Genomic DNA, 20,453 nt, shown 5'->3' on the forward strand with positions numbered 1-20,453 from the left:
CCTCGCCGACGGCGGGGGCGGGCGCTCGCGGCCCGTCACCCCCGCCCGGTCTCCGACGGCCGCTCGCCGAAGTGGCGGCGGTAGTCGGCGGCGAAGTTCCCGAGGTGCGTGAACCCGTACTCCCGTGCCGCCGCGGCGACCGGCACGCCCGCGTCCGCCGCGAGCCGGGTGCGGACCGCGTTCAGCCGGAGCCGCCGGTAGAAGGTCATCGGGCCGCACCCGTACTGCTCCTTGAAGACGAGCCGCAGGGTGCGGTCGCTCGCGCCGAGCGCGGCACACAGGTCGAGGACGCCGAGCGGGCTCCGGAGGCTGCCGCGCATCAACTCCTCGGCCCGGCTCAGCAGGCTCAGCCGGGCCGGGAGCGTCGGGCTACGCCCGGCCTCCTCCCCGGTGCCGAGCGCCCGGGCGACCAGCCGCAGGTACTCCTGTTCGAACTGCCCGGCCTCGGGGTCGCTGAGGACCGGCCAGTCGCCGGTCGCGCCGAGCAACCGGTCCGTCGCCAGTCCCAGCGCGCGGTAGTCGTCGGGGCGCGGCGTGAGCACGGCCCACGCCCGCAGGGCGGGGAGCGGGTCGGGGCCGCCGATCGCGCGCGTCGCGGCCTCCAGCGCGGCCACGGGCACCGAGACGTTGAGGTACTCGGACGTCCGCGCCGACCGGTGATCGATGCCCGCGTCGGGGCCGCGGACGACCACCTGCCCGGGGTCCAGTCGCTGCCCGTGCCACACCCCGGCGGCGTTGCCCGGGAGCACGGGGGTGAGCGAGACGATGGTGCCGTTCTCCTGTCCGCGGAGGCGGAGGCTCTGCGTGCCGGTGATGCGGATGACCCGCACCGCACGGCTCCGCACCACCTGGAGCGACCCCTCGAAGCGCCCGCACGTGACCTGCTCGATGGTCCCGTCCCACCCCGCGAAGCACATGGGCACCTGCTCGAAGCTCGTCAGCCTGGAGCGAACCGCCATCGCGCGTGTCCTCCCGAGGAGGGTTCGTGGCCGGCCGTCGTCCGCATCACCAACACATCAACCGGACTTCATCCGTTCTTCTGCAACACTTGCCGTTTTTGGATAACCCACCCACCCGCTGCTTGCACCGGTGTCCGAACACAATTACCCTACTGGGCTGGATAAGATTCAGCCAATCCGGTCGGGCGTGTTGTCATCCCCTTTCCCGCGTGAGGTCGCAGCTGTGAAGAGATCGTACCTCGGTAGCCTGGCGCTGGTCGCGCTCGGCAGCGCCCTCGGGTGGGCGGCGGCGTCGGGCAAGTTCGAGCTGCGGCCGGTCGCCGCGGCCCCGGAAGTGTCGGTCCCGCTCCCCACGCCGAGCGTCGCCCGCGCGACGCCGGGCGCGCCGGCCTGCTGCGACGTCGGCGGGGGCCGTGCCCCCAACGTGAGCCCGGCCGAGGCGGCGGCGCTGCTGGCGCACAACCAGCAGGTGACGGCCCAGGCGCAGAAGGACGGGAAGAAGCCGAACATCCTCGTGATCTGGGGCGACGACATCGGGGTGCACAACATCTCGGCGTACAACCACGGCATCATGGGCTACCAGACGCCGAACATCGACCGCATCGCCCGCGAGGGCGCGCTGTTCACCGACGCCTACGGCGAGCAGTCGTGCACCGCCGGCCGGGCCGCGTTCCTCCTCGGCCAGCACCCGTTCCGCACCGGCATGCTCACCATCGGCATGCCCGGCAGCACCCACGGCATCCCGCCCTGGGCGCCGACGATCGCCGACCTGCTGCTGAACCACGGCTACCTGACCGCGCAGTTCGGGAAGAACCACCTCGGCGACCAGGACAGCCACCTCCCGACCGCCCACGGGTTCGGCGAGTTCTTCGGCAACCTGTACCACCTGAACGCCGAGGAAGAGCCCGAGACGTACTACTACCCGAAGGACCCCGAGTTCCGCAAGAAGTTCGGCCCGCGCGGCGTGATCAAGTCCACCGCCGGCGGCGAGATCAAGGACACCGGGCCGCTCAACCGCAAGCGGATGGAGACGATCGACGAGGAGATGCTGGCGTCCAGCCTCGACTTCATGGACCGGGCGGTGAAGGCCCAGAAGCCGTTCTTCCTGTGGCACAACAGCACCCGCATGCACGTGTGGACGCGGCTGAAGAAGGAGAGCGAGGGGAAGACCGGCATCGGCCTGTACCCGGACGGCATGGTCGAGCACGACGGCCACGTCGGCCAGCTGCTCAAGAAGCTCGACGACCTGGGGATCGCCGACAACACCATCGTGATGTACTCGACCGACAACGGGGCCGAGTCGGGGTCGTGGCCGGACGGCGGGATCACGCCGTTCTTCGGCGAGAAGGGGACCACCTGGGAGGGCGGGCACCGGGTGCCGCTGCTGGTCCGGTGGCCCGGGGTGCTCAAGGCGGGGAGCAAGATCATCGACCCGATCGCCCACAACGACTGGCTCCCGACGTTCCTGGCCGCGGCCGGCGAGCCGGACGTCAAGGAGAAGTTGAAGACCGGCCACCGAGCCAACGGGAAAGACTTTAAGGTCCATTTGGACGGGTACAACTGGTTACCATTCTTCCAGGGGCGGGAGGCGCGGAGCCCCCGGAACGAGTACCTGTACTTCGGCCAGGGCGGCGAGCTGAACGCGGTCCGCTACCGCAACTGGAAGGTCCACTTCGCCACCTTCCAGGGGAACATCGCGACCGGGGTGCGGCAGGTGTCGAACTGGCCGCTCATCATCAACCTCCGGGCCGACCCGTACGAGATGATGTGGAAGCACGGCGAGATGGGGTACCTCCGCTGGTACGCCGACAACATGTGGATCTTCGTCCCCATCCAGGGGGTCATCCGCGACTTCTTCGCCGACTACGACAAGTTCCCCCGCCAGGAGGGGAGCAGCCTGAACGCCGCGGGGATCAACTACAACTCGATCCGCGTCCAGGAGCTGATGCGCCGCCTCGAGGCGCCGGCGACGCCGCGGAACTGACCCGTCCCGCGAGCGGCCCGGCGGAGAACACCCGCCGGGCCGCTCCCCCGTTGACCCTCACCCGAACCGACTCCCACGATGAGTGCCACACCCGTCGGGCCGATCGGGCAATTCTTCGTCCGAACCGTCCGCCCGTTCTTCCTGCTCACGGGGGCCGGGACGGCGCTGGTCGGGCTCTACGCCGTCGCCCCCGCGTGGGCCATGCCCAACGTGGCGAAGTTGCCCTACCTGCGGGACTACACGGTCATCGTCCAGCACTGGGGGATCATGGTCGGCCTCATGGGCGCGGCCATGATGCTCGCCGCCGTGGTCCCGGCCTGGCGCGTCCCGATCCTGCTCTACAGCGCGCTGGAAAAGGCGTTCATGGTGTGGCTCGTGCTGTCCAACGCCGGCGAGCCGTTCGTGAGCGGGTTCTGGGTTCCGTTCGCGGTCGACGCCACCGTGGTGATCTACACCGTCGGCTACTTCGCCGCCGTCGGCTTCCGGGCGCCGCCACCGACACACCCGCCGCGGGCAAATTGATACCAGAGCGGGTAGATCCGCGGCTGGTAGTCGCAAGTGTCGTCGGGCCAGAGACTCCCGCCGCGGCCGACCCGAACGAATCGTTCCAACAGTATTTCTTCCAGACGACTCAGTGCTTCCACGGACGGGGTGTCTCCGTCCCTGGAACCAATGAGAGCCGCCCGAGCCCGCCGGCGTGCGAGCCCGGCCAGCCCTCGCGGGTAACGAACGTGGCGAGGTGCTCGAAATCGGTGTGGGTCGCTTACCCCAGCCGTTTGCCGATTGTGGATAGTCGACTGGTTTGACTTTGGGAGTTACCGGTCTTGCACGTATGGCAGACCGTGGGACGCGCTCGCACCGCCGCCCCACATGTCTCCACGGGACACAACATGATGACTCGCTCCAACCTCGTCGCGGGGGCGTTCGTCGCCCTCGCGGCCACACTCGGGTGGGCGGCCGGGGCCGACCGCCTCAGCCTCCCGTTCGCCCGCACGGTCGCCGCCGAGCCTGCCGAGCAGCCCGTCGCGGTGCCGCTCCGCGCGCCCGCGGCGCGGCCCGGCCCCGCCGCCGGTCCCGTCGATTGTGCCCCGGCCGACCCTGTCGCCGCCGCGGTCGCCATCCACAACCAGCAGGTCGTGGCCCAGGCGCAGAAGGACGGGAAGAAGCCGAACATCTGCGTCATCTGGGGCGACGACGTCGGGCAGTCGAACGTCAGCGCCTACACGATGGGGCTGATGGGCTACCGCACCCCGAACATCGACCGGATCGCCCGCGAGGGCATGATCTTCACCGACTACTACGCCGAGCAGAGCTGCACCGCCGGCCGGGCGTCGTTCATCACCGGCCAGCACGGGCTCCGCACCGGGCTCACCAAGGTCGGCCTCCCCGGCGCCACCCTCGGCCTCCAGGCCGAAGACCCGACCATCGCGATCATCCTCCAGATGCTCGGGTACGCGACCGGGCAGTTCGGCAAGAACCACCTCGGCGACCGGAACGAGTTCCTCCCCACCGTCCACGGGTTCGACGAGTTCTACGGCAACCTGTACCACCTGAACGCGGAGGAGGAGCCCGAGCTGCCGGACTACCCGCGCGACCCGGCGTTCCGCGCCCGGTACGGCCCGCGCGGGGTGCTCGACACCAAGGCCAGCGACAAGGACGACCCGACCGTGGACCCGCGGTTCGGCAAGGTCGGCAAGCAGGTCATCAAGGACACCGGCCCGCTGACCAAGAAGCGGATGGAGACGATCGACGACGACGTGGCCGCCCGGTCGGCCGAGTTCATTCAGCGGCAGGCGAAGGCGGGCAAGCCGTTCTTCGTGTGGGTGAACTTTACCCACATGCACCTGCGCACCCACGTCAAGCCGGAGAGCCGTGGCCAGTCCGGCCCGGGGATGAGCGCGTACATCGACGCGATGATCGACCACGACAAGAACGTCGGCACCGTCCTCAAGGCGCTGGAGGACGCCGGGGTGTCGGACAACACGTTCGTGATGTACGGCACCGACAACGGCCCGCATATGAACTCGTGGCCGGACGGCGCCATGACCCCGTTCCGGAACGAGAAGAACTCGAACTGGGAGGGCGCCTACCGGGTGCCGTGCATGGTCCGGTGGCCCGGCCGGATCCGCCCGGGGAGCGTGTCCAACGAGATGGTCGCGCACCTCGACTGGCTGCCGACGTTCGCGGCGATGGCCGGCGACGACCAGATCACCCAGAAGCTGCTGGCGGGGCTGCGGGTCGGGGACCGGACGTACAAGGTCCACCTCGACGGGTACAACCTCGTCCCGTACCTGACCGGGCAGGTGCCGAAGAGCCCGCGCGAGTCGTTCATCTACTGCAACGACGACCAGCAGGTCACCGGCCTGCGGTACCACCAGTGGAAGATCGTGTTCATGGAGCAGCGGGTGCAGGGAACGCTACGCATCTGGGCCGAGCCGTTCGTGATGCTGCGGGTGCCGAAGATTTTCAACCTCCGGCTCGACCCGTACGAGCGGGCCGACATCACCTCGAACACCTACTACGACTGGCTGATGGACCATGTGTTCCTGCTGGTCCCGGCGCAGGACTACATCGGCAAGTTTCTGATGACGTTCCGCGACTACCCGCAGCGGCAGAAGGCCGCGAGCTTCAACCTCGACGACGTGATGCGCCGCCTGTCGGAAGGCCACGGGAGCCGGTGACGCCGTAATGCTCGGGGGCGCCCGGCCGGTCGCACGACCGGCCGGGCGCCCCGTCGTACAACGTGAGTGATCGGTTCACATCTCTGCGGGAGCAGGCAATGCGATCGCTATTGGCCGCGATGCTGGGGGCTGCCTGTCTGCTGGCGGGCCTCGCGCCGGTCGTGCCGGCCCAGCCGCCGGCAGACGCCGGGGTGACGGCGATCGACGTGCTCCTCGACCCGGACGCGGTCATGGCGGACCGGGCCGGCGCGGCGAACGCCCGACTCCGCGGCGACTTCCCGAAGGGCTTCGCCCTCGACGCCGACCACGCCCCGCACGTCACCATCGTCCAGCGGTACGTCCGCACCGCCGACCTGGAGAAGGTCTACTCCGCCGTGGCGAAGGTCGCCGCGGACGAGAACCCGACCGCGCTGGAGCTCCGGGCGACGGGATACTACGACATCCCGTTCCAGGAGCTGGGCCTGGCCGGGATCGTGGTCCGCCCGACGCCCGAGTTGCTCCGCCTCCAACAGAAGGTGATCGACGCCGTCGCCCCGTACACGGTCGCGAAGGGGACCGGCGCCGCGTTCGCCCCCGACCCCACCGGCGCGGCCATCAACCAGCCGACTATCGACTACGTCGCCGGGTTCGTGCCGGCGGGCAGCGGCGCGAAGTACAACCCGCACGTGACCGTGGGCATCGGCACGCGGGCGTTCGTCGACAAGCTCAAGGCCGAACCGTTCGACTCGTTCACCTTCAAGCCGCGGGCGGTCAGCGTCTACCAACTCGGGAATTTCGGCACGGCCCAGAAGCGGTTGTGGACCTCGGCCCCCGCCGACCCGCTGCCGTCGTGGAAGGACACCGCGAGCAAGGGGGCCGTCCTCGCCTTCGTCGCCAAGACGACGAAGGCCGGCGGCCCCGACTTCGTGCCCCCGGCGGAGCGGATCGCCGTGTTCGACAACGACGGCACGCTGTGGTGCGAGCAGCCGATCGTCCCCCAACTCGTTTTCGCCCTCGACCGGGTGAAGGCGCTCGCCCCCCAACACCCCGAATGGGCCGACAAGGAGCCGTTCAAGGCGGCGCTCGCCGGAGACGTGAAGGCGCTCGCGGCCGGCGGGACGAAGGGAGTCGTCGAGCTGATGATGGCGACGCACGCCGGCAACACCACGACCGAGTTCGAGGCGATCGTCGCCGCCTGGATCGCCGCCGCGAGGCACCCCAAGTACGACCGGCCGTACACCGAGACGGTGTACCAGCCGATGCTGGAGGTGCTGAGCCACCTGCGCGCGAGCGGGTACAAGACGTACATCGTGTCCGGCGGCGGGGTCGAGTTCATGCGGGTGTGGGCCGACCGGGTGTACGGCATCCCGCCCGAGCAGGTAATCGGCAGCACCATCGCCACTGAATACCAGGAGCGGGACGGCGTGCCGGTCCTGGTGCGGCTGCCCCGGCTCGACTTCAACGACGACAAGGGCGGGAAGCCGGTCGCCATCAACAAGTTCATCGGCCGCCGGCCGGTGATGTGCTTCGGCAACTCGGACGGCGACTACGAGATGCTCCGGTACACGACGGCCGGCGCCGGCCCGCGGTTCGGCCTGATCGTCCACCACACCGACGCCGCGCGCGAGTACGCCTACGACCGCACGTCCCACATCGGGCGGCTCGCCAGGGCGCTGGACGAAGCCCCGGCGCGGGGCTGGTCCGTGGTCAGTATGAAAGACGACTGGGCCACGATGTTCCCGCCCCGGTAGTCGTCTTCTTCCACTTCCACAACGTCGTGTAGGGCCATGTCCGCCAAGAACCGCGAGCGCCGCGCGAAGAAACAGACCCCGACCGCGGTCGTCCCGGCTGTACCGACACCACCGTGGTGGCGGCGTGTCCTCCGACCGCTCGTGTACCTCGCCCTCCTCACGGCCGCGTTCGGCGCCGCTTACGGCGTCACGCTCCTCACCCGCCGCGGCAACCCGCCCGGGATGGTGGCGGTCCCCGGCGGCGAGTTCGTGATGGGGGCCGACGACCTCCGCCACCGGAACGAGATGCCCGCCCACAAGGCGGTCGTGTCCCCGTTCTTCATGGACCAGACGGAGGTGACGAACGCCCAGTTCCGGGCGTTCGTCGACGCCACCGGGTACGTCACCACGGCCGAGAAGCCGCCCGACTGGGAGGTGATGAAGAAGCAGTTCCCGCCCGAGACGCCGCGGCCCCCGGCCGAGAAGCTTGTGGCCGGGTCGATGGTGTTCACGCCCCCGGCCGAGGCCGTGCCCACGTCGGACATGGCCCGGTGGTGGACGTGGACCCCCGGGGCGTGCTGGAAGCACCCCGAAGGCCCGGGGAGTGACCTCGCCGACCGCGACGAGCACCCGGTCGTCCACGTCTCGTGGGACGACGCGACCGCTTACGCCCTCTGGGCCGGGAAGCGCCTGCCGACGGAGGCCGAGTGGGAGTACGCCGCCCGCGGCGGCCTCGCCGGCAAGCGGTACGTCTGGGGTGACGAGCCCGCGACCGACACCGACGGCCGGGCCAACATCTGGCAGGGGACGTTCCCGCACCTGAACACCAAGGCCGACGGGTGGGACCGGACCGCGCCGGTCCGCCGCTACCCGCCGAACGGGTACGGGCTGTACGACATGGCGGGGAACGTGTGGGAGTGGTGCGGCGACTGGTACCGGCCGAACACCTACATCGGCCGCGTCGGGGTCACGACGGACCCGACCGGGCCGAAGACCTCGTGGGACCCGGGCGAGGCGTCGTCCCAGCGGCGGGTGACCCGGGGCGGGTCGTTCCTGTGCCACGCCTCGTACTGCGAGAGCTACCGCCCGTCGGCGCGGCGCGGCACCCCGTTCGACACGGGGATGTCCCACATCGGGTTCCGCTGTGTCATCAGCAAGACCGTCTGGGACGGTCGGTAGCGGCGCACCGGTCGGTTCGCCGTTTCCGGCACCACGGTGGCAGGATGTCCGGGACGAGCAGCTTCCGGTTCGGGGTCGTCGCCATTACCGCCTACGACCCGCGGGGACCCCGGCCGAGTTGGTCGGCCGGACCAGCTGGAAGCGGAAGTGTGGTACATCGCGGCCGGGAGCCGGACCCGGGGCGAGAACTCCCGCGGCGGGGTGACCGCCGTGCAGGATCGGTCGATATTCCGCAACACCCTTCCCGCCGCCTCAACGAATTGAGTCGCGGTGACACGCCCGTGTCCGCAGGGCCGAAGCCCTTCCTCCGCTACGAGTGGGTGGAACGGCCGCGTTGTTTCTCGCGCAGGGTCGCAACCTTCAACATGAAGCCGAGTTGCTCGACCGACAGCCGATCGAGCAAGCTGGCATGGCCCAACCCCACGCCGGTGCGGACGGCGGCGTACACCCGGCTGTCGCTCTGCTGACGGCTTCTGTAGGTCAGGTCGTGGCAGCCTCGGCACCCGAAGTACCGGCCGACCAGGAACAACTTGCGGACGCGCCGCCGGCAAGGCGTCCCGCCCCGGACGAGGGGGCACTGGAACCACCAGCGACGGCCGCCGAGGTGGCATGCCGTCGTGACCAGCGACACCCGGTAGTCGATCACGGCTTTTGGGTCGCCGGCCAGCGCATACCGGAGGCCGACCGATCCCGCTGACTCCCCGACCGTCAGGTCGTACTGGATCTCGGCCTCGTGGCGCCCGGCGCGGACCGCACCCCAGCCGAGGCTACCAGACCGGGAACCCGGGGCGGCAAGCCACCCCCACTGCCGAAATGCCCGGGTGTCGAGCCACATGCAGCTGTCGGCCGTCCGCTTCTTTCGCCAGCGTTCGCCACTCCCGAGCCCGCCCATGACGCCTTCCGTTATTCCGAAATCAATTGGGTCTCTCACGCCGCGGGATCATCGCCCTGGGGTGCAAGTGCGGCCGTCCTGATCGGTGCGTTCTCGTTGCCGGCCATTCCGCAGAGTCCACCCGTACCATGCCATGGGGCCGGGGGCAGGGCCGCTGGTGCTGAGGGCGCGATGGCCGGCGGCGGGGTGATGGTCGCCCGCGTCAGGACCGCCGGCACCGACAGACGGCGGAGGCGGGCGAGTTCGCGGGCGGCATCGGTCATCCGCTTCTGGGCGCGGGTCAGCGCCCGGTCGAGGTAGTCTCGCGCCTTCCGCTCCCCCGGGGGGCGGACGGCGAGTTCCAACTCCAGGGCGTGAACGGCCACCCACCCGTTGACCACCCGCCGGACCAGCAAGTCGTCCAGCGCCGTCGGGTTCGGCCCGAGCAGCTCACGCCGCAGGGCCGCCACCTTCTCGGTAATCCCGGCCTCCCACACCGGGTCGTTGGCGGCCGCAGCCCGGATGAGCTGGCGGGTGGCCTGCTGCCCGATGTCGCCGAGCCACCCGGTCCACCCCCGGGCGGCGATCACACCTCGCACACGCTCGAGTGCCGCCGCGTCCCCCGCCCGGGCTTTGGCGAACATCTCGATCGCCTCGGCGTCCCCAGCGGGAGCCTGGTAGTTGACCAGCGGCCCGGGCTTCGCCAACTGGGCCTCCAGAAGGTCGATCTGCTCGGCCAGATGTTTCAGTCCCCGGCGCATCCGCCACTCCCCCCGCTTGTGGTTGTGGAACCCGACCGCGGTCAGGATTCCCTCGGCGATAACCCGGAGGGCGGCGTTGACCGCCCCCGCGGCGGCAAGCAGCACTCCGATCCGCCCTCGGAACTCGGCGTCCGCCCGACGCTCCAGCGCTCGGGCCTTCGCGGCCCGTCGCTGGACGTGGGTGAGGTTGTCGGCCAGCTCTGCCCCGAACCCGAACTGGTCGTCCGGGCCGAGGTACTCCTTGACTGGCTTCCCGTTCACCCGGCGGTTCCGGTACAGGTAGCGCCGGCCGCCCCGCAATTCCCAACCCATGACGACCTCCAATTGCAGACCCGCGGCGTGTACTACGCGCCCGGCGGGTGCCCCGCTCCGGCGCCCACGCGCGGACGACCCGCCAGCCGGCGGACCACCCGCTCGAACTCCGCTACTGCGAACCGGACAGCGGCAAGGTCGCCGGTGGCGTACGCGCGACACACCATAGCGGCCGCCGCGTTGACTTCTGGGCGGGTGCCGCTCACCCTCAGCCGCTCGACTAGCGTGTCGGCATCGGTCAGCAGGCGGACCGCGGTATCGTTGTCCCGGTCGCCCACGGCCGGAGTGACACCGGTGGCTACCGCGGCGACCAGTCCCGACAGGTGTGTCACGATCGCGGCCTGCTCAGCCGTCGTGAGCGCCGATGCCGGCCGCACGGTCAGCTTCCCCCCGGTCGCGGCGACGGCGAACCCGCGACCTCGGAGGGCGGAGAGCAGGGCGGACGGAGTCATGGGGCAAACACCTCCACGTCGCCCTCAACCACGCCGGCCCCGGTACTCGCCGCCGGGTCTATCTCCCACGTCGCGGAAGCCGGGACACCCGGGATGTTCGGGACGAAGCTCGCGTTCCTCGCGGGGTTCGTCCCGGTTCGGTGTCCCGGGTACGAGACCGCGGTGGCGGACACGGGACACGAGGCTGGGTCGGATTCGACGGGGATCTCGGCCTCCCGTCCCGGGTGTCCCGGTTTCGGGAAGACGATAGCGGCGGCGACGTGCAGGACGCGGCGACGGGAGCCCTCAAGGGTCACCGGGTAGGCGGTCCGATCGCCGTCGGTGCGGAGGAGCACCCCACGGTCAGCGCGTATCAGACTGCTGGTAATGTCAGGACTTCGTCGAGGAACTGTGTATTCATCAGGCAGCGAATCATCTTCCCCCGGATGCTGTCCTTGATGGGATGCCGCTTCAGTAGCGTGACGGCGAACCGCCGGAGCCAACTCAAGTTGTTCGCCAGCACCCGCTCGCGCGTCCGGCTCTCGTCCTCGCGGAACGTCACGTCCAAGACCCAGTGCATCGACTCGATGCCCCAGTGCGCCCGAACCGCCTCCCCGAAGCGTTTGCCGCTCAGGAACCGGCTCAGCATGTAGTACCGCACCTCGTCGCTCTGGGTCCCGTCGGCGTGCGTGGTGACCCGCACCGCCGTGCCGACGGCCTTGACCCACGGCCACTCCGCTCGGGCCGCAAAATCCGGCGGCACCTGGGCCACGAAGTAGAACCGCTCGTCACGCCGGCCGTGCCCACGCTCGTCGGTCTCGTGGCGCCGGCGTTTGCGTGCCTCCAGTTCGCCGTCCAGGTGCTTCTCGACGACCGACCCGATGGCCTCGGCGAGCTTCGGCTGGTTGTCCTTCACGGCGATCACGAAGTCCCCGCCGCCGGCCACGACGTCCCGCGCGACGTCCTTCTGGCACCCCATCGCGTCGATCGTGACCACGGCCCTGGCGAGCTCGATCTGCTTCAGCAGGACGGGGATGGCAGTGATCTCGTTCGACTTCTCCCCGGTCGCGACCTGGCCCAACGCGACCCCGTGCTCGCTCGCCCAGGCGCTGACGACGTGCAGCGGACCCAGCCCGTTGGCCGCATCGTGGGACCGCCGGAGCGTCTTGCCGTCGATGGCGACCAGGCGGCCGGGGCCGCCCCCGGCGGGTGCCAGGGCGTCGGCGATCCACTCCTGGAAGCAGCGCTGGAAAGCCTCGGGCTGGAGGGCGATCAGCACCCGGCGGATGCAATCCCGTGAGGGGACGCCGTTGGGCAGCGTGAGGAACTCGTCGAGCCAATCCCGGCGGTTGGCGGCCCACCGGTGGATGGCGGTCGGGCCGTCGCACCCGCACACCAGGCCGCACACGGCGATCACCACGACGTCAACCAGGAGGTGCTTCCGGTTGCGGACGTGCCGGGGGTCGGACAACGACTCGAAGTAGGAGCCGATGGCTTCGACGTTGACCCTCGTGGTCGCCATGCCGGTGGCCCCTCGGTGAGCGGGGCGGTGCCGGGATGCCCCCGACGGTCGTGTGGCCCGACGGCCCCGGCCCCAGGCCCTGGTGTACGCCGATGCGGCCCCTCGCGCAATGCCCCCCAGATTGCCCAGTTATGCGCGCTGGCCGTGCCTCCAAGCCCCATACCGTCCCGCGCGAACTGGCCCGGGTCGGACGCCCGGGGTGCTGGTTCATCGCGCTGGTCAGTTCCGAATCCAGATCGCGCCGGACCGTTCGGTCGTACCAGGCCGAGTAGGTGTCGTAATCCGGAAACGCCGTGAGTGCGACTTTAACCCGATGGGGCTCGTTCGCGGCGGTGAGGAATTGTTCGCGGAGGAGGCGGAAGGGTGCCTGCCAATCCCGGGACATGCTGGACACCTACGGCACGGGCCGACCGGCGGAGCGAGACCGAGTGGTCGTCGCCCGCCGACTGGCTTGCTGACCATAAGTATACCACCGCCTTGCGAGGCTTGCGTAGGGCACTTTTCCCGTGCAGTCTCGTTACCCGATCTTCGCGGCCACGTTCACGGCGAGTTGCTCGTCCCGCTCCGCGTAAACCTCCGTGGCGCTCATCCGCGTGTGGCCGAGTGCCGCCCCCGCCGCCTCCAGACCGTGGTGTCGGCGGACCTTCGTGGCGTAGCTGTGCCGTAGTTGGTAGGGGTGCCAGTGCGGCACCCCCGCCTTCTCGGCCGCGACGAGGACCGCGTGGGCCAACGCCCGGGCCGTGTACAGTACCGCCGGCTGCCGCTTCGGGCGTGCCTTCTTCCGCGACACCTGCGACGGCTGCACCTTGCTCTTGCGGGCGGCCCGGAGGCGGGCGTGCCGTTCCTCTCCCGCGCGCCGCGGTGAGAAGACGGGCTCGGTCGCGCTCGGTTCCTGGCCCGCCAGGAATGCCGAGAGGACCGCGCGAGCCTTCGGCCCGAACGGGATCACCCGCGGCTTGCCGTGGTGCGCCGTCTTGTGCTTCTCCGGCCGGTACACCCACACCTCGCTGCCGCGGTCGAGTCGGTCGAGCGTCAGCCTGCACGCCTCCGACGGCCGCATCCCGGTGTGCATCATCAGCTCCACAATCACCCGGACGTGGTGCGGCAGGTAGGGTAGCGTCGCCGCGACGACCTCGTCGGCCACCGGCCGGACCGGCTCGCTTTCCCTCGCCTCGGTCCGGCCCCGGCGGAGACCGGCAAGCGTGCGGAGGGCCTCGTAGGTGCTCCCCGGGATCAGCTCCTCGCTCGCCGCCCACCGCAGCACCCGGCGGATGCGGTCCACCTGTCGGTTGACGAGGGACCGGCACCACCCGAGCCCGACCATGTGTTGCCGCACGGCAGCCAGTGCCTTCGGGCCGAACTGCGCGGCCGGAGTCGCCGCGTACAACTCGCGGGCGGGCTTGATCGCCGACTTCATGTTGTCGAGTTCCTTCGTCGGCTTCCCCGCGGCATCGACGTAGTACCGCGTGGCGTGGGTGAGGTACGCGGCCAACACCTCGGCGAGCGTGATGTCGGTCGGGGTGACCGAGGAGTGGGTGGGCGAGGTGGCGATCTCCAACTCCAGCCGGGCCTTCGCGGCGAGTGATTCGGTGCTGCCGTGCTGCCCGGGTAGGAGTTTCTCGTGGCGGACGCCCGCGATATCGGTCCACGTGAGCCGGCCGCGGCCGGACTGCTTGTGGCGGGAATATGTGGGGGTCAGGTTCCGGGGACGGGGCATGGTGCGGTTCCTCGATCCGTTCCGTGGAACGATTCCACGAAACCGTCGTTCGGAAGCCGCACCCGGTCACGCACCGGGGTAAGCAGAAAATGCTTCGGCCAAAGGGACTTTGCTATTCTACCCGGCAGTGGGTCGGGCGGGAGTCGAACCCGCGCTTCCCCGCGTATCAGACGGGGGCCTTACCACTTGGCGACCGACCCACCACACCAGACGGCCGCCGCCGCCAACGGGTTCGCGGTCACGTACACCGCCCGCGTCGTCTTCCCGGTCGCCGGGCCGCCGCTGCCGGGCGGCACGCTCACCGTCGCCGGTGACCGCATCCTCGCCGTCGAGCCGCGCGGCGCCCGCGCCGCCGACGTGGACCTCGGCAACGTCGCGCTGATCCCCGGGCTGGTGAACGCGCACACGCACCTCGACCTGAGCGGCGCCCGCGGCCTCGTCCCGCCGGCCGACGCGGCGCACTTCACCGACTGGCTCCGCGGCGTCATCGCCTACCGCCGCGGCCGCACGCCGGAGCAGGTGCAGGCCGACATTCGGGTCGGCCTCGCCGAGGCGCTGCGGGCCGGCACGACGCTGCTCGGCGACATCGCCGCCGAGGGGGCCAGCTGGGACGCGGTCGCCGCGACGCCGCTGCGGGCGGTGGTGTTCCACGAGCTGATCGGGCTGCCGCACGCCCGGGCGGTGCTCGGGATCGCGACGGCCCGGGGGTGGGTGAGTGGTCGAACTCCGACGCCGCTGTGCCGCCCGGGCCTGAGCCCGCACGCCCCCTACAGCGTCAACGCGCGGCTGCACAAGGAGGCGGTGAATCTGGCGCGCGAGACCCGGTTCCCCGTCGCGGTTCATCTGGCCGAGTCGCCGGCGGAACTCGAGCTGCTCCGCCGCCGCCGCGGGCCGCTCGTCGAATTCCTCAAGCGGGTCGGCGCCTGGGAGCCCGACGGGTTGGCTCACGAGCACGAAGAGTGGTTGGTGCGCCGCCTTCGCCGCGCGCCCGACCTGTACGTCCACGCCAACTACCTGACCCCGACGCGACGACTGCCGCGGAGCGCGACGGTCGTGTACTGCCCCCGCACGCACGCGGCGTTCGGCCACCCGCCGCACCCGGTCCGCGACTTCCTGGCGCGCGGCGTCCGCGTCTGCCTCGGCACCGACAGCCTCGCGTCAAACCCCGACCTCGACCCGCTCGCCGAGGCGCGGTTCGTCCGCGCCCGCCGGCCGGACGTTGCTGCCGACTTGATCCTGAAGATGGTGACGCTGGCCGGCGCGGAGGCGCTCGGCTGGGCCGACGAGGCGGGGAGCCTGGAGGCGGGGAAGTCGGCCGACGCGGTGGCGGTGCCGCTGCCGGACCGCGACGCCGCCGACCCGCACGAGCTGCTGCTGGCCGACCACCCGGGCGCGCGGCGGACGCTGTTCCGCGGGGCGTGGCGCGACTGACCGCCGCTCGCGGCGTAGCACCGCGGTGCCACGCCGCGAGCGGCACGGCCGTCAGAAGTCCGGCGGCAGCGGCAGGCCGTCGTTGACGGTGGCCGCGATCCGGCGGGCGGCGTCGGGCGTGCTCTCGCGGCCGAACCGGACGCTGCCGTCGGCCATCGCGAAGATGAACCCGTTCCGGTGGACCTGGCCGAGCTGCGGCAGCGGGCCGTCCTTCGTGTACGTCAGTTCGCGCGGCTGCGGCCACGGCACCGTCTCGCGCGCCTCCACCACCAGGAACGTCGTGCTCGTCCCGTCCGGAATCTGGCCGTTCCGGGGGTTAATGCTCAGCGGCGGGCGGCCCGGCGGGAACAGCGTGTCCGGCCCGGTGAAAACCCGCGCGTGCGTCTGCTTCGTGTCTCCCGGGTCGGACGGCGAGACGTACACCGGTACCGGCACGTTGGCGTGCGGCCGGTTCTTGCCGTCGTCCCACGGCTGCGTCACGTCGAACTGGCGGTACAGGTTCTCCTGTTCCAGGAACGGCAGCAGGTGGACGCGCCAGCTCACGGGGCCGTCGGCCGCCGGGAGCCGGCCGTTCGTGTCGTGGTAGTTGTGGAACCCGAGCGCCACCTGCTTGTAGTTGTTCATGTCCTTGGTCCGCGCCGCCGCCTCGCGGACCTTCTGCACCGCCGGCAGCAACAGAGCGATGCCGCCCCCAGCGCAGCAGAACAGGATCACCACCACGATGCCGACGATGGCCGCAACGCTCATCCCGGCCGCGGCGCCGGCCCCCCCGCCGCTCCCGCCGCCGCTGGCCCGGCCGCGGCGCGGGCGGTCGTCGTAGTCGTCGTCGTAATCGTCGTCGCGCGGGCGGCGGCGGCGCGGGCGGTCGTCGTAGTCGTCGTCGTCGGCGCGGCTCATGGGGCGGGCTCCGGAGTCGAAGGCGGATTCTACCCGCTCACCCGGCGAGCAGCCAGACGCCGAGTGCGACCACCGCGGCGAACCCGACCACGGCCCCGGCGGCGACGAGGAGCTTGGCCCGCTTCAGCGCCGTCTGCTTCTGCGGCACGAACCGCTCGGGCCGGCCGAAGTCGGTCACCGCCACCGCCGGCGGGGGCGCCGCGTCGGCGGGGCACGCCGCGGTGTAGCCGAGCGACAGCAGCAGCACCACCGGCCGGCACAGCGTCCGCGTCGGGAACGCCGTCAGGCGCGCGATCGAGTCGCTGAAGAAGAAGCGCGCCCGCTCGCGGAAGCGCTCGGCGTCGGGGCCGGCGTGGCGCGCGGCGAGGCGGAGCACCTCGAACTTACGCACGTCCTGCGCCGCCCACGTCTCGTTCGGGTACTCGAGGATGTCGGGCCGGCTCAGCGTCGGCACCTCGTGGTCGGCCATCCAGCGGGCGTAGTGCAGCAGGCTGGCGCGGGCGTAGGCGTACATCGCGTCCAGCTGCCCGAGTTCGGCCTTGTGGTCGAGGTACTTGCCGAGCGAATGCAGGAACATCGTGTAGAACCAGCGGTTCTCCACGTCGAGAAGCTTGCGCGCCGGCACGTCGTCGGCGGGATGCACGACGCGGCGGATGAGCCGCTCGGCCTTCGCCAGGAACTTCGCGTCGCCGGTGAGGGTGTGGCCGACGAGCAGGGCGGCGAGCGAGTTACCCGAACCGCGGCCGGGGCCGTGGTACTCCGGCCCGCGGCTCTGGCTGGCGAGACCGGTGTCGCCGCGGGCCAGCCAGCGGAAGACGGTCTTCGAGCCGTCGTCCATGTCGATGACCCACTGCGCCAGCCCGATTGCGGCGGCGCGCGACTGCTCGCTCCCGGTGAGGAAGTAGTGCAGCGCGAGGCCGGCGGCGTAGTTCTGCTCGTTGCCGGGGCCGCCGCCGAGCGCGTAGACGTGCTTCGACTTCTTCGCCTTCGGATCGTTCGGGTCGAGTCCGGCAGGACCGCCGAGGGTGCGGAGCAGCTTCGGGTACGAGCGGTGCGTGGCGGTGTCGGCGGGGGCGTAGTGGTAGGTGTGCCAGAACAGGCCGCCGTTGTACGCCGCCTTGTCGCGGGTTGTGTGATAGATGTCGATGTCGGCGACGTGCGCGGCGAGGGCGTCCATGTGCTCGGCCCAGCGCGGGTCGCCCGAGCGGAGCAACTGCACGCCGAAGCCGAACACGGGGTCGTACTGGTTGTTGTAGTGCGACACCATCGGCGCCGGGCCGGCGTCGTAGACGGCCTCGTGGTCGCCCCAGATGTCGCCGAAGTGGCGCCAGCCGTACTCGTCGATCGTCTCGCGCTTCTGAACGAAGGTGTCCGGGCCGTCGAGGGCGGCACCGACGAGCGCGAGGTAGTCGGCGTGGGGGTCGGTGGCTTGCGGCGTGAGGTACGGCACGGCCCCGGTGGCGGCGACCCACTCGGGCGGCAGCGTGACGCGCGGCGGCGTGCGGAACCACTCCAGCGCCTCGGCGGTGGCGTCGGCCCCGAAGGCGACGGCGAACGTGTGCGTCTTCTGCTCGCCGCCCTGGAGCTCGTGGAGGTCGCCGGCCTGCTGCGGGAACAGCCGCAGGGTGATGGCGTCGGCGGTGGCTTCGATCGCCTTCGGGAAGTTCTCCCAGAAGTGCTCCGTCGTGACGCCGAGACCCGGCAGCAGGACGATCGGCGTGGCGCGGCGGCCGCTCGCTGCGTTGAGCCGGTAGCCGCGGAATGGGAGCGTGACAGTGCCGGCGCGGGTGACGTGGTTGCGGCCGTTCCAGTTCTCCCCACCGCTGGACGCCTGGAACAGCTCGAACGGCAGCGGGTACGGCACGACGGGGGCGCCGCGCTCTGGGGAGTAGCGGAGTTCGCCGCCGCGCCCTTCCGGCAGCGCGAACGTGATCGACGCATCCTTCAGGAACACCGAGCCCGGGTCGCCGAGATCCCAGAGGCCGCCAGGGTGCTCGGCGCGGCGCGGGTTCCGCAGCGTGAACTCGACGCGCACAACTGTTGAGCCGGAGAAGAAGTGTATCCGGGCGTCGAAGTCGAGCAGTGAGTCCGATCGCGACCCCTGCTCCGAAACGAGTTGACCCGTCAGATGCAAGATCGACCGGCACGGGCCGGGCGCCTCAATCTCGACCGTCCGTACATCCGCCAGCCAGGTGTGCCCGTTACCGTCCGTCACCAGGAACCCGCGTGGGCTCGGCTCGGGCGATACGCCCGTGCCCACGGCGAGGGCGACGCTCATGAACGGGAAACAACTACCCGGTCGGACGATGAATAGCGCCGCTCCCGGGTGAACCCACACGGCATTGCCGGTTCGCTCGGCGAGGTTCCGTCCCTCAAGCCTCGACTGATCTCCGACGAACAGCGTGTACGGCCCCGCCCCCGACTCCGCGATCCAGTCCAGTAGCACCCACCGGGCGGAGCCGTCGGCCCAGCGGTCGGTCACCTTCGCCTGGAGCGGAACCGGGCGGCCGGCGGCATCGGTCAGGGCGAGCCGCGCCGCGTCGGTCACGACGCCGCGCGGCCACGGGACGCCGGCCGTCACCGGGCCGCGGCCGGCGGCCGGGGTAGTCACCGTCAGCACGACGCGGGGCGATTCCACGGGGCCGCCTTTCGTTCCGGGAGCGCTGTAGTATAGTTCGGTGCTCCGTCCGGCCCGGGGGGTGTGTGAAGCAGACGCTGTTCATGGCCGCCCTGACCGGGTTCGCGGTCGTCGGGTCGTTCGCCAGCACCCCGTTCGTCGGGTTCTGCGTCTACGTCCTCTACGCCGTCCTCCGCCCGCAGTACATGTGGCAGTGGTCGCTCCCCGTGGGCGTCAACTGGTCGCTGTACGTGGCGCTGGCCACCATCCTCGCCACCGCCGTGTTCGGCCCGCGCCCGCCGCGCCCCGCGCCCGGCCGGCTGCCGCCGAGCCGCGTCACGATCGCCCCGCTGCACGTCGCCATGTTCCTGTTCGGGCTGTGCCTGGTCGCCAGTTACTTCACCGCGCGTGTCCCCGAGGCCGGCGACCGCATGGTCGGCGACTACTGGAAGATGTTCCTGATGTTCGGCGTCGGCGCGGTCGTGACGCGGTCCGTCGGGCAGGTGTGGGCGCTGTACCTCACGTACACCCTGTCGCTGGCGTACATCGCGTACGAGGTCAACTTCCTGTACTTCCGGCACGGCTACCTCGGCATCGCCACGAACGGCTACGGCGGGGCCGACAACAACGGCGCCGGCATGCTCCTGGCGATGGGCGTGCCGCTGTGCGCGTTCGCCTGGGAGAGCACGACCCGGTGGTGGCGGTGGGCGTTCGCCGCGTTCATCCCCGTCATCCTCCACGCCGTGCTGATGACGTACTCCCGCGGGGCCATGGTCGCGCTCGTCGTGGCCGCCCCGTTCTGGATCCTCCGCGGCCGCTACCGCAAGCCGAAGATCGCCCTCGGCGTGTGCGTGCTCGCGTGCCTGCCGTTCCTGGCCGGGCAGGAGATCCGCGACCGCTTCTTCTCCGTGGAGAAGTACCAACAGGACAACAGCGCCAACAGCCGGCTCACGAGCTGGAAGATCGGCGTCCAGATCGCCAACGAGAACCCGGTGTTCGGCGTCGGCATCCGCAACTCGCCGCTGCTCACGTACTCGTACGGGGCCGACATGGAAGGCCGCGTCATCCACAGCCAGTACATCCAGATCGCCGCCGACAACGGGTACGTCGGCCTGGCCTGCTACCTGGCCGTGGTCGGGCTCGCCATGTGGGACTTGGAGAAGGTGATCCGCCGGTCCCGCCCCCTCGACGACCCCGACTCCGTGCGCGCCTACGTGTCCGCGGCCGGCTTCCAGGGGGCGATCGTCACGTTCCTGGTGGGGGCGACGTTCCTGTCGGCCGAGGCGTTCGAGCCGCAGTACTGGCTGTTCCTCGCCGCGGCCCAACTGCGGCTCGCGTACTTCGCCGCGCCGGTTCCCGGCACGCCCACCCGGAGCTGAGCT

At 70.7% G+C, this 20,453-nt stretch carries 16 protein-coding genes and 1 tRNA gene; 7 read left to right on the top strand and 10 right to left on the bottom strand.

What is annotated here, in order from left to right; translation table 11 throughout:
- Positions 1-35 precede the first annotated feature (35 nt).
- Positions 36-959 carry a helix-turn-helix domain-containing protein gene (locus ETAA1_RS29075; RefSeq protein WP_145244117.1) on the bottom strand — a complete coding sequence of 308 codons (924 nt, stop codon included), beginning with the start codon at positions 957-959 and terminating at the stop codon, positions 36-38.
- A 448-nt stretch (positions 960-1,407) separates the two neighbouring features.
- Here ETAA1_RS29075 and ETAA1_RS29080 point away from each other — a divergent pair, with 448 nt between their 5' ends.
- The 5 genes from ETAA1_RS29080 (at position 1,408) to ETAA1_RS29100 (ending at position 8,512) form a co-directional block, all read left to right on the top strand.
- The gene (locus ETAA1_RS29080; RefSeq protein WP_390621257.1) at positions 1,408-2,943 is read left to right on the top strand and encodes an arylsulfatase; all 1,536 of its coding nucleotides are present in this window, start codon (positions 1,408-1,410) and stop codon (positions 2,941-2,943) included.
- 78 nt (positions 2,944-3,021) lie between these two features.
- Positions 3,022-3,465 (top strand): hypothetical protein, encoded by a 444-nt coding sequence (locus ETAA1_RS29085; RefSeq protein WP_145244118.1) that lies wholly within the window; start codon positions 3,022-3,024, stop codon positions 3,463-3,465.
- A 368-nt stretch (positions 3,466-3,833) separates the two neighbouring features.
- On the top strand, positions 3,834-5,624 hold the full coding sequence (locus ETAA1_RS29090; protein WP_202920498.1) for an arylsulfatase: 1,791 nt from the start codon (positions 3,834-3,836) through the stop codon (positions 5,622-5,624).
- A gap of 794 nt (positions 5,625-6,418) precedes the next feature.
- Positions 6,419-7,354, top strand: a complete 936-nt coding sequence (locus tag ETAA1_RS33990) for an HAD family hydrolase (RefSeq protein ID WP_145244801.1) — start codon at positions 6,419-6,421, stop codon at positions 7,352-7,354.
- A gap of 36 nt (positions 7,355-7,390) precedes the next feature.
- Positions 7,391-8,512 (top strand): formylglycine-generating enzyme family protein, encoded by a 1,122-nt coding sequence (locus ETAA1_RS29100; RefSeq protein ID WP_145244119.1) that lies wholly within the window; start codon positions 7,391-7,393, stop codon positions 8,510-8,512.
- Between the two features lie 310 nt (positions 8,513-8,822).
- On the opposite strand, the gene ETAA1_RS29105 is transcribed toward ETAA1_RS29100, so the two are convergent.
- The 7 genes from ETAA1_RS29105 to ETAA1_RS29135 form a co-directional block, all read right to left on the bottom strand.
- Positions 8,823-9,347, bottom strand: a complete 525-nt coding sequence (locus tag ETAA1_RS29105) for a hypothetical protein (RefSeq protein WP_145244120.1) — start codon at positions 9,345-9,347, stop codon at positions 8,823-8,825.
- Positions 9,348-9,439: 92 nt separating this feature from the next.
- Positions 9,440-10,456, bottom strand: a complete 1,017-nt coding sequence (locus ETAA1_RS29110) for a hypothetical protein (RefSeq protein WP_145244121.1) — start codon at positions 10,454-10,456, stop codon at positions 9,440-9,442.
- A 32-nt stretch (positions 10,457-10,488) separates the two neighbouring features.
- A complete protein-coding gene (locus ETAA1_RS29115) occupies positions 10,489-10,908 on the bottom strand; it encodes a hypothetical protein (protein WP_145244122.1) in 420 nt (139 codons plus the stop codon).
- A complete protein-coding gene (locus tag ETAA1_RS29120) occupies positions 10,905-11,243 on the bottom strand; it encodes a hypothetical protein (RefSeq protein WP_145244123.1) in 339 nt (112 codons plus the stop codon). Before ETAA1_RS29120 ends, ETAA1_RS29115 begins: the two co-directional genes overlap by 4 nt.
- 17 nt (positions 11,244-11,260) lie before the next feature.
- Positions 11,261-12,409: an ISAs1 family transposase gene (locus ETAA1_RS29125; RefSeq protein ID WP_145244124.1), complete on the bottom strand. Its 1,149-nt coding sequence runs from the start codon at positions 12,407-12,409 to the stop codon at positions 11,261-11,263.
- A gap of 517 nt (positions 12,410-12,926) precedes the next feature.
- Complete coding sequence (locus ETAA1_RS29130; protein ID WP_145244125.1) at positions 12,927-14,126, bottom strand: tyrosine-type recombinase/integrase; 1,200 nt, start codon at positions 14,124-14,126, stop codon at positions 12,927-12,929.
- A 128-nt stretch (positions 14,127-14,254) separates the two neighbouring features.
- A tRNA-Ile gene (locus ETAA1_RS29135) sits at positions 14,255-14,326 on the bottom strand.
- Here ETAA1_RS29135 and ETAA1_RS29140 point away from each other — a divergent pair.
- Entirely contained in the window at positions 14,313-15,557 is a 1,245-nt protein-coding gene (locus tag ETAA1_RS29140) for an amidohydrolase family protein (protein ID WP_202920499.1), read from the top strand. The two genes, ETAA1_RS29135 and ETAA1_RS29140, sit on opposite strands and share 14 nt — an antisense overlap.
- Positions 15,558-15,608: 51 nt before the next feature.
- Here ETAA1_RS29140 and ETAA1_RS29145 read toward each other — a convergent pair whose 3' ends face one another.
- Complete coding sequence (locus ETAA1_RS29145) at positions 15,609-16,454, bottom strand: DUF1559 family PulG-like putative transporter (protein ID WP_238389319.1); 846 nt, start codon at positions 16,452-16,454, stop codon at positions 15,609-15,611.
- 37 nt (positions 16,455-16,491) lie between these two features.
- Complete coding sequence (locus tag ETAA1_RS29150) at positions 16,492-19,092, bottom strand: RIFT barrel domain-containing protein (protein WP_238389320.1); 2,601 nt, start codon at positions 19,090-19,092, stop codon at positions 16,492-16,494.
- A gap of 65 nt (positions 19,093-19,157) precedes the next feature.
- Here ETAA1_RS29150 and ETAA1_RS29155 point away from each other — a divergent pair, with 65 nt between their 5' ends.
- On the top strand, positions 19,158-20,450 hold the full coding sequence (locus ETAA1_RS29155; RefSeq protein ID WP_145244127.1) for an O-antigen ligase family protein: 1,293 nt from the start codon (positions 19,158-19,160) through the stop codon (positions 20,448-20,450).
- Positions 20,451-20,453: the final 3 nt, after the last annotated feature.

This window comes from Urbifossiella limnaea (assembly GCF_007747215.1).
In the GTDB taxonomy this organism is placed as follows: domain Bacteria; phylum Planctomycetota; class Planctomycetia; order Gemmatales; family Gemmataceae; genus Urbifossiella; species Urbifossiella limnaea.

Coding starts and splice junctions, on each gene's coding strand:
- ETAA1_RS29105 (WP_145244120.1), bottom strand. CDS start 9,347: ATGTGGCTCGACACCCGGGCATTTCGGCAGTGGGGGTGGCTTGCCGCC.
- ETAA1_RS29110 (WP_145244121.1), bottom strand. CDS start 10,456: ATGGGTTGGGAATTGCGGGGCGGCCGGCGCTACCTGTACCGGAACCGC.
- ETAA1_RS29145 (WP_238389319.1), bottom strand. CDS start 16,454: ATGAGCCGCGCCGACGACGACGACTACGACGACCGCCCGCGCCGCCGC.
- ETAA1_RS29130 (WP_145244125.1), bottom strand. CDS start 14,126: ATGCCCCGTCCCCGGAACCTGACCCCCACATATTCCCGCCACAAGCAG.
- ETAA1_RS29075 (WP_145244117.1), bottom strand. CDS start 959: ATGGCGGTTCGCTCCAGGCTGACGAGCTTCGAGCAGGTGCCCATGTGC.
- ETAA1_RS29115 (WP_145244122.1), bottom strand. CDS start 10,908: ATGACTCCGTCCGCCCTGCTCTCCGCCCTCCGAGGTCGCGGGTTCGCC.
- ETAA1_RS29085 (WP_145244118.1), top strand. CDS start 3,022: ATGAGTGCCACACCCGTCGGGCCGATCGGGCAATTCTTCGTCCGAACC.
- ETAA1_RS29100 (WP_145244119.1), top strand. CDS start 7,391: ATGTCCGCCAAGAACCGCGAGCGCCGCGCGAAGAAACAGACCCCGACC.
- ETAA1_RS29125 (WP_145244124.1), bottom strand. CDS start 12,409: ATGGCGACCACGAGGGTCAACGTCGAAGCCATCGGCTCCTACTTCGAG.
- ETAA1_RS29090 (WP_202920498.1), top strand. CDS start 3,834: ATGATGACTCGCTCCAACCTCGTCGCGGGGGCGTTCGTCGCCCTCGCG.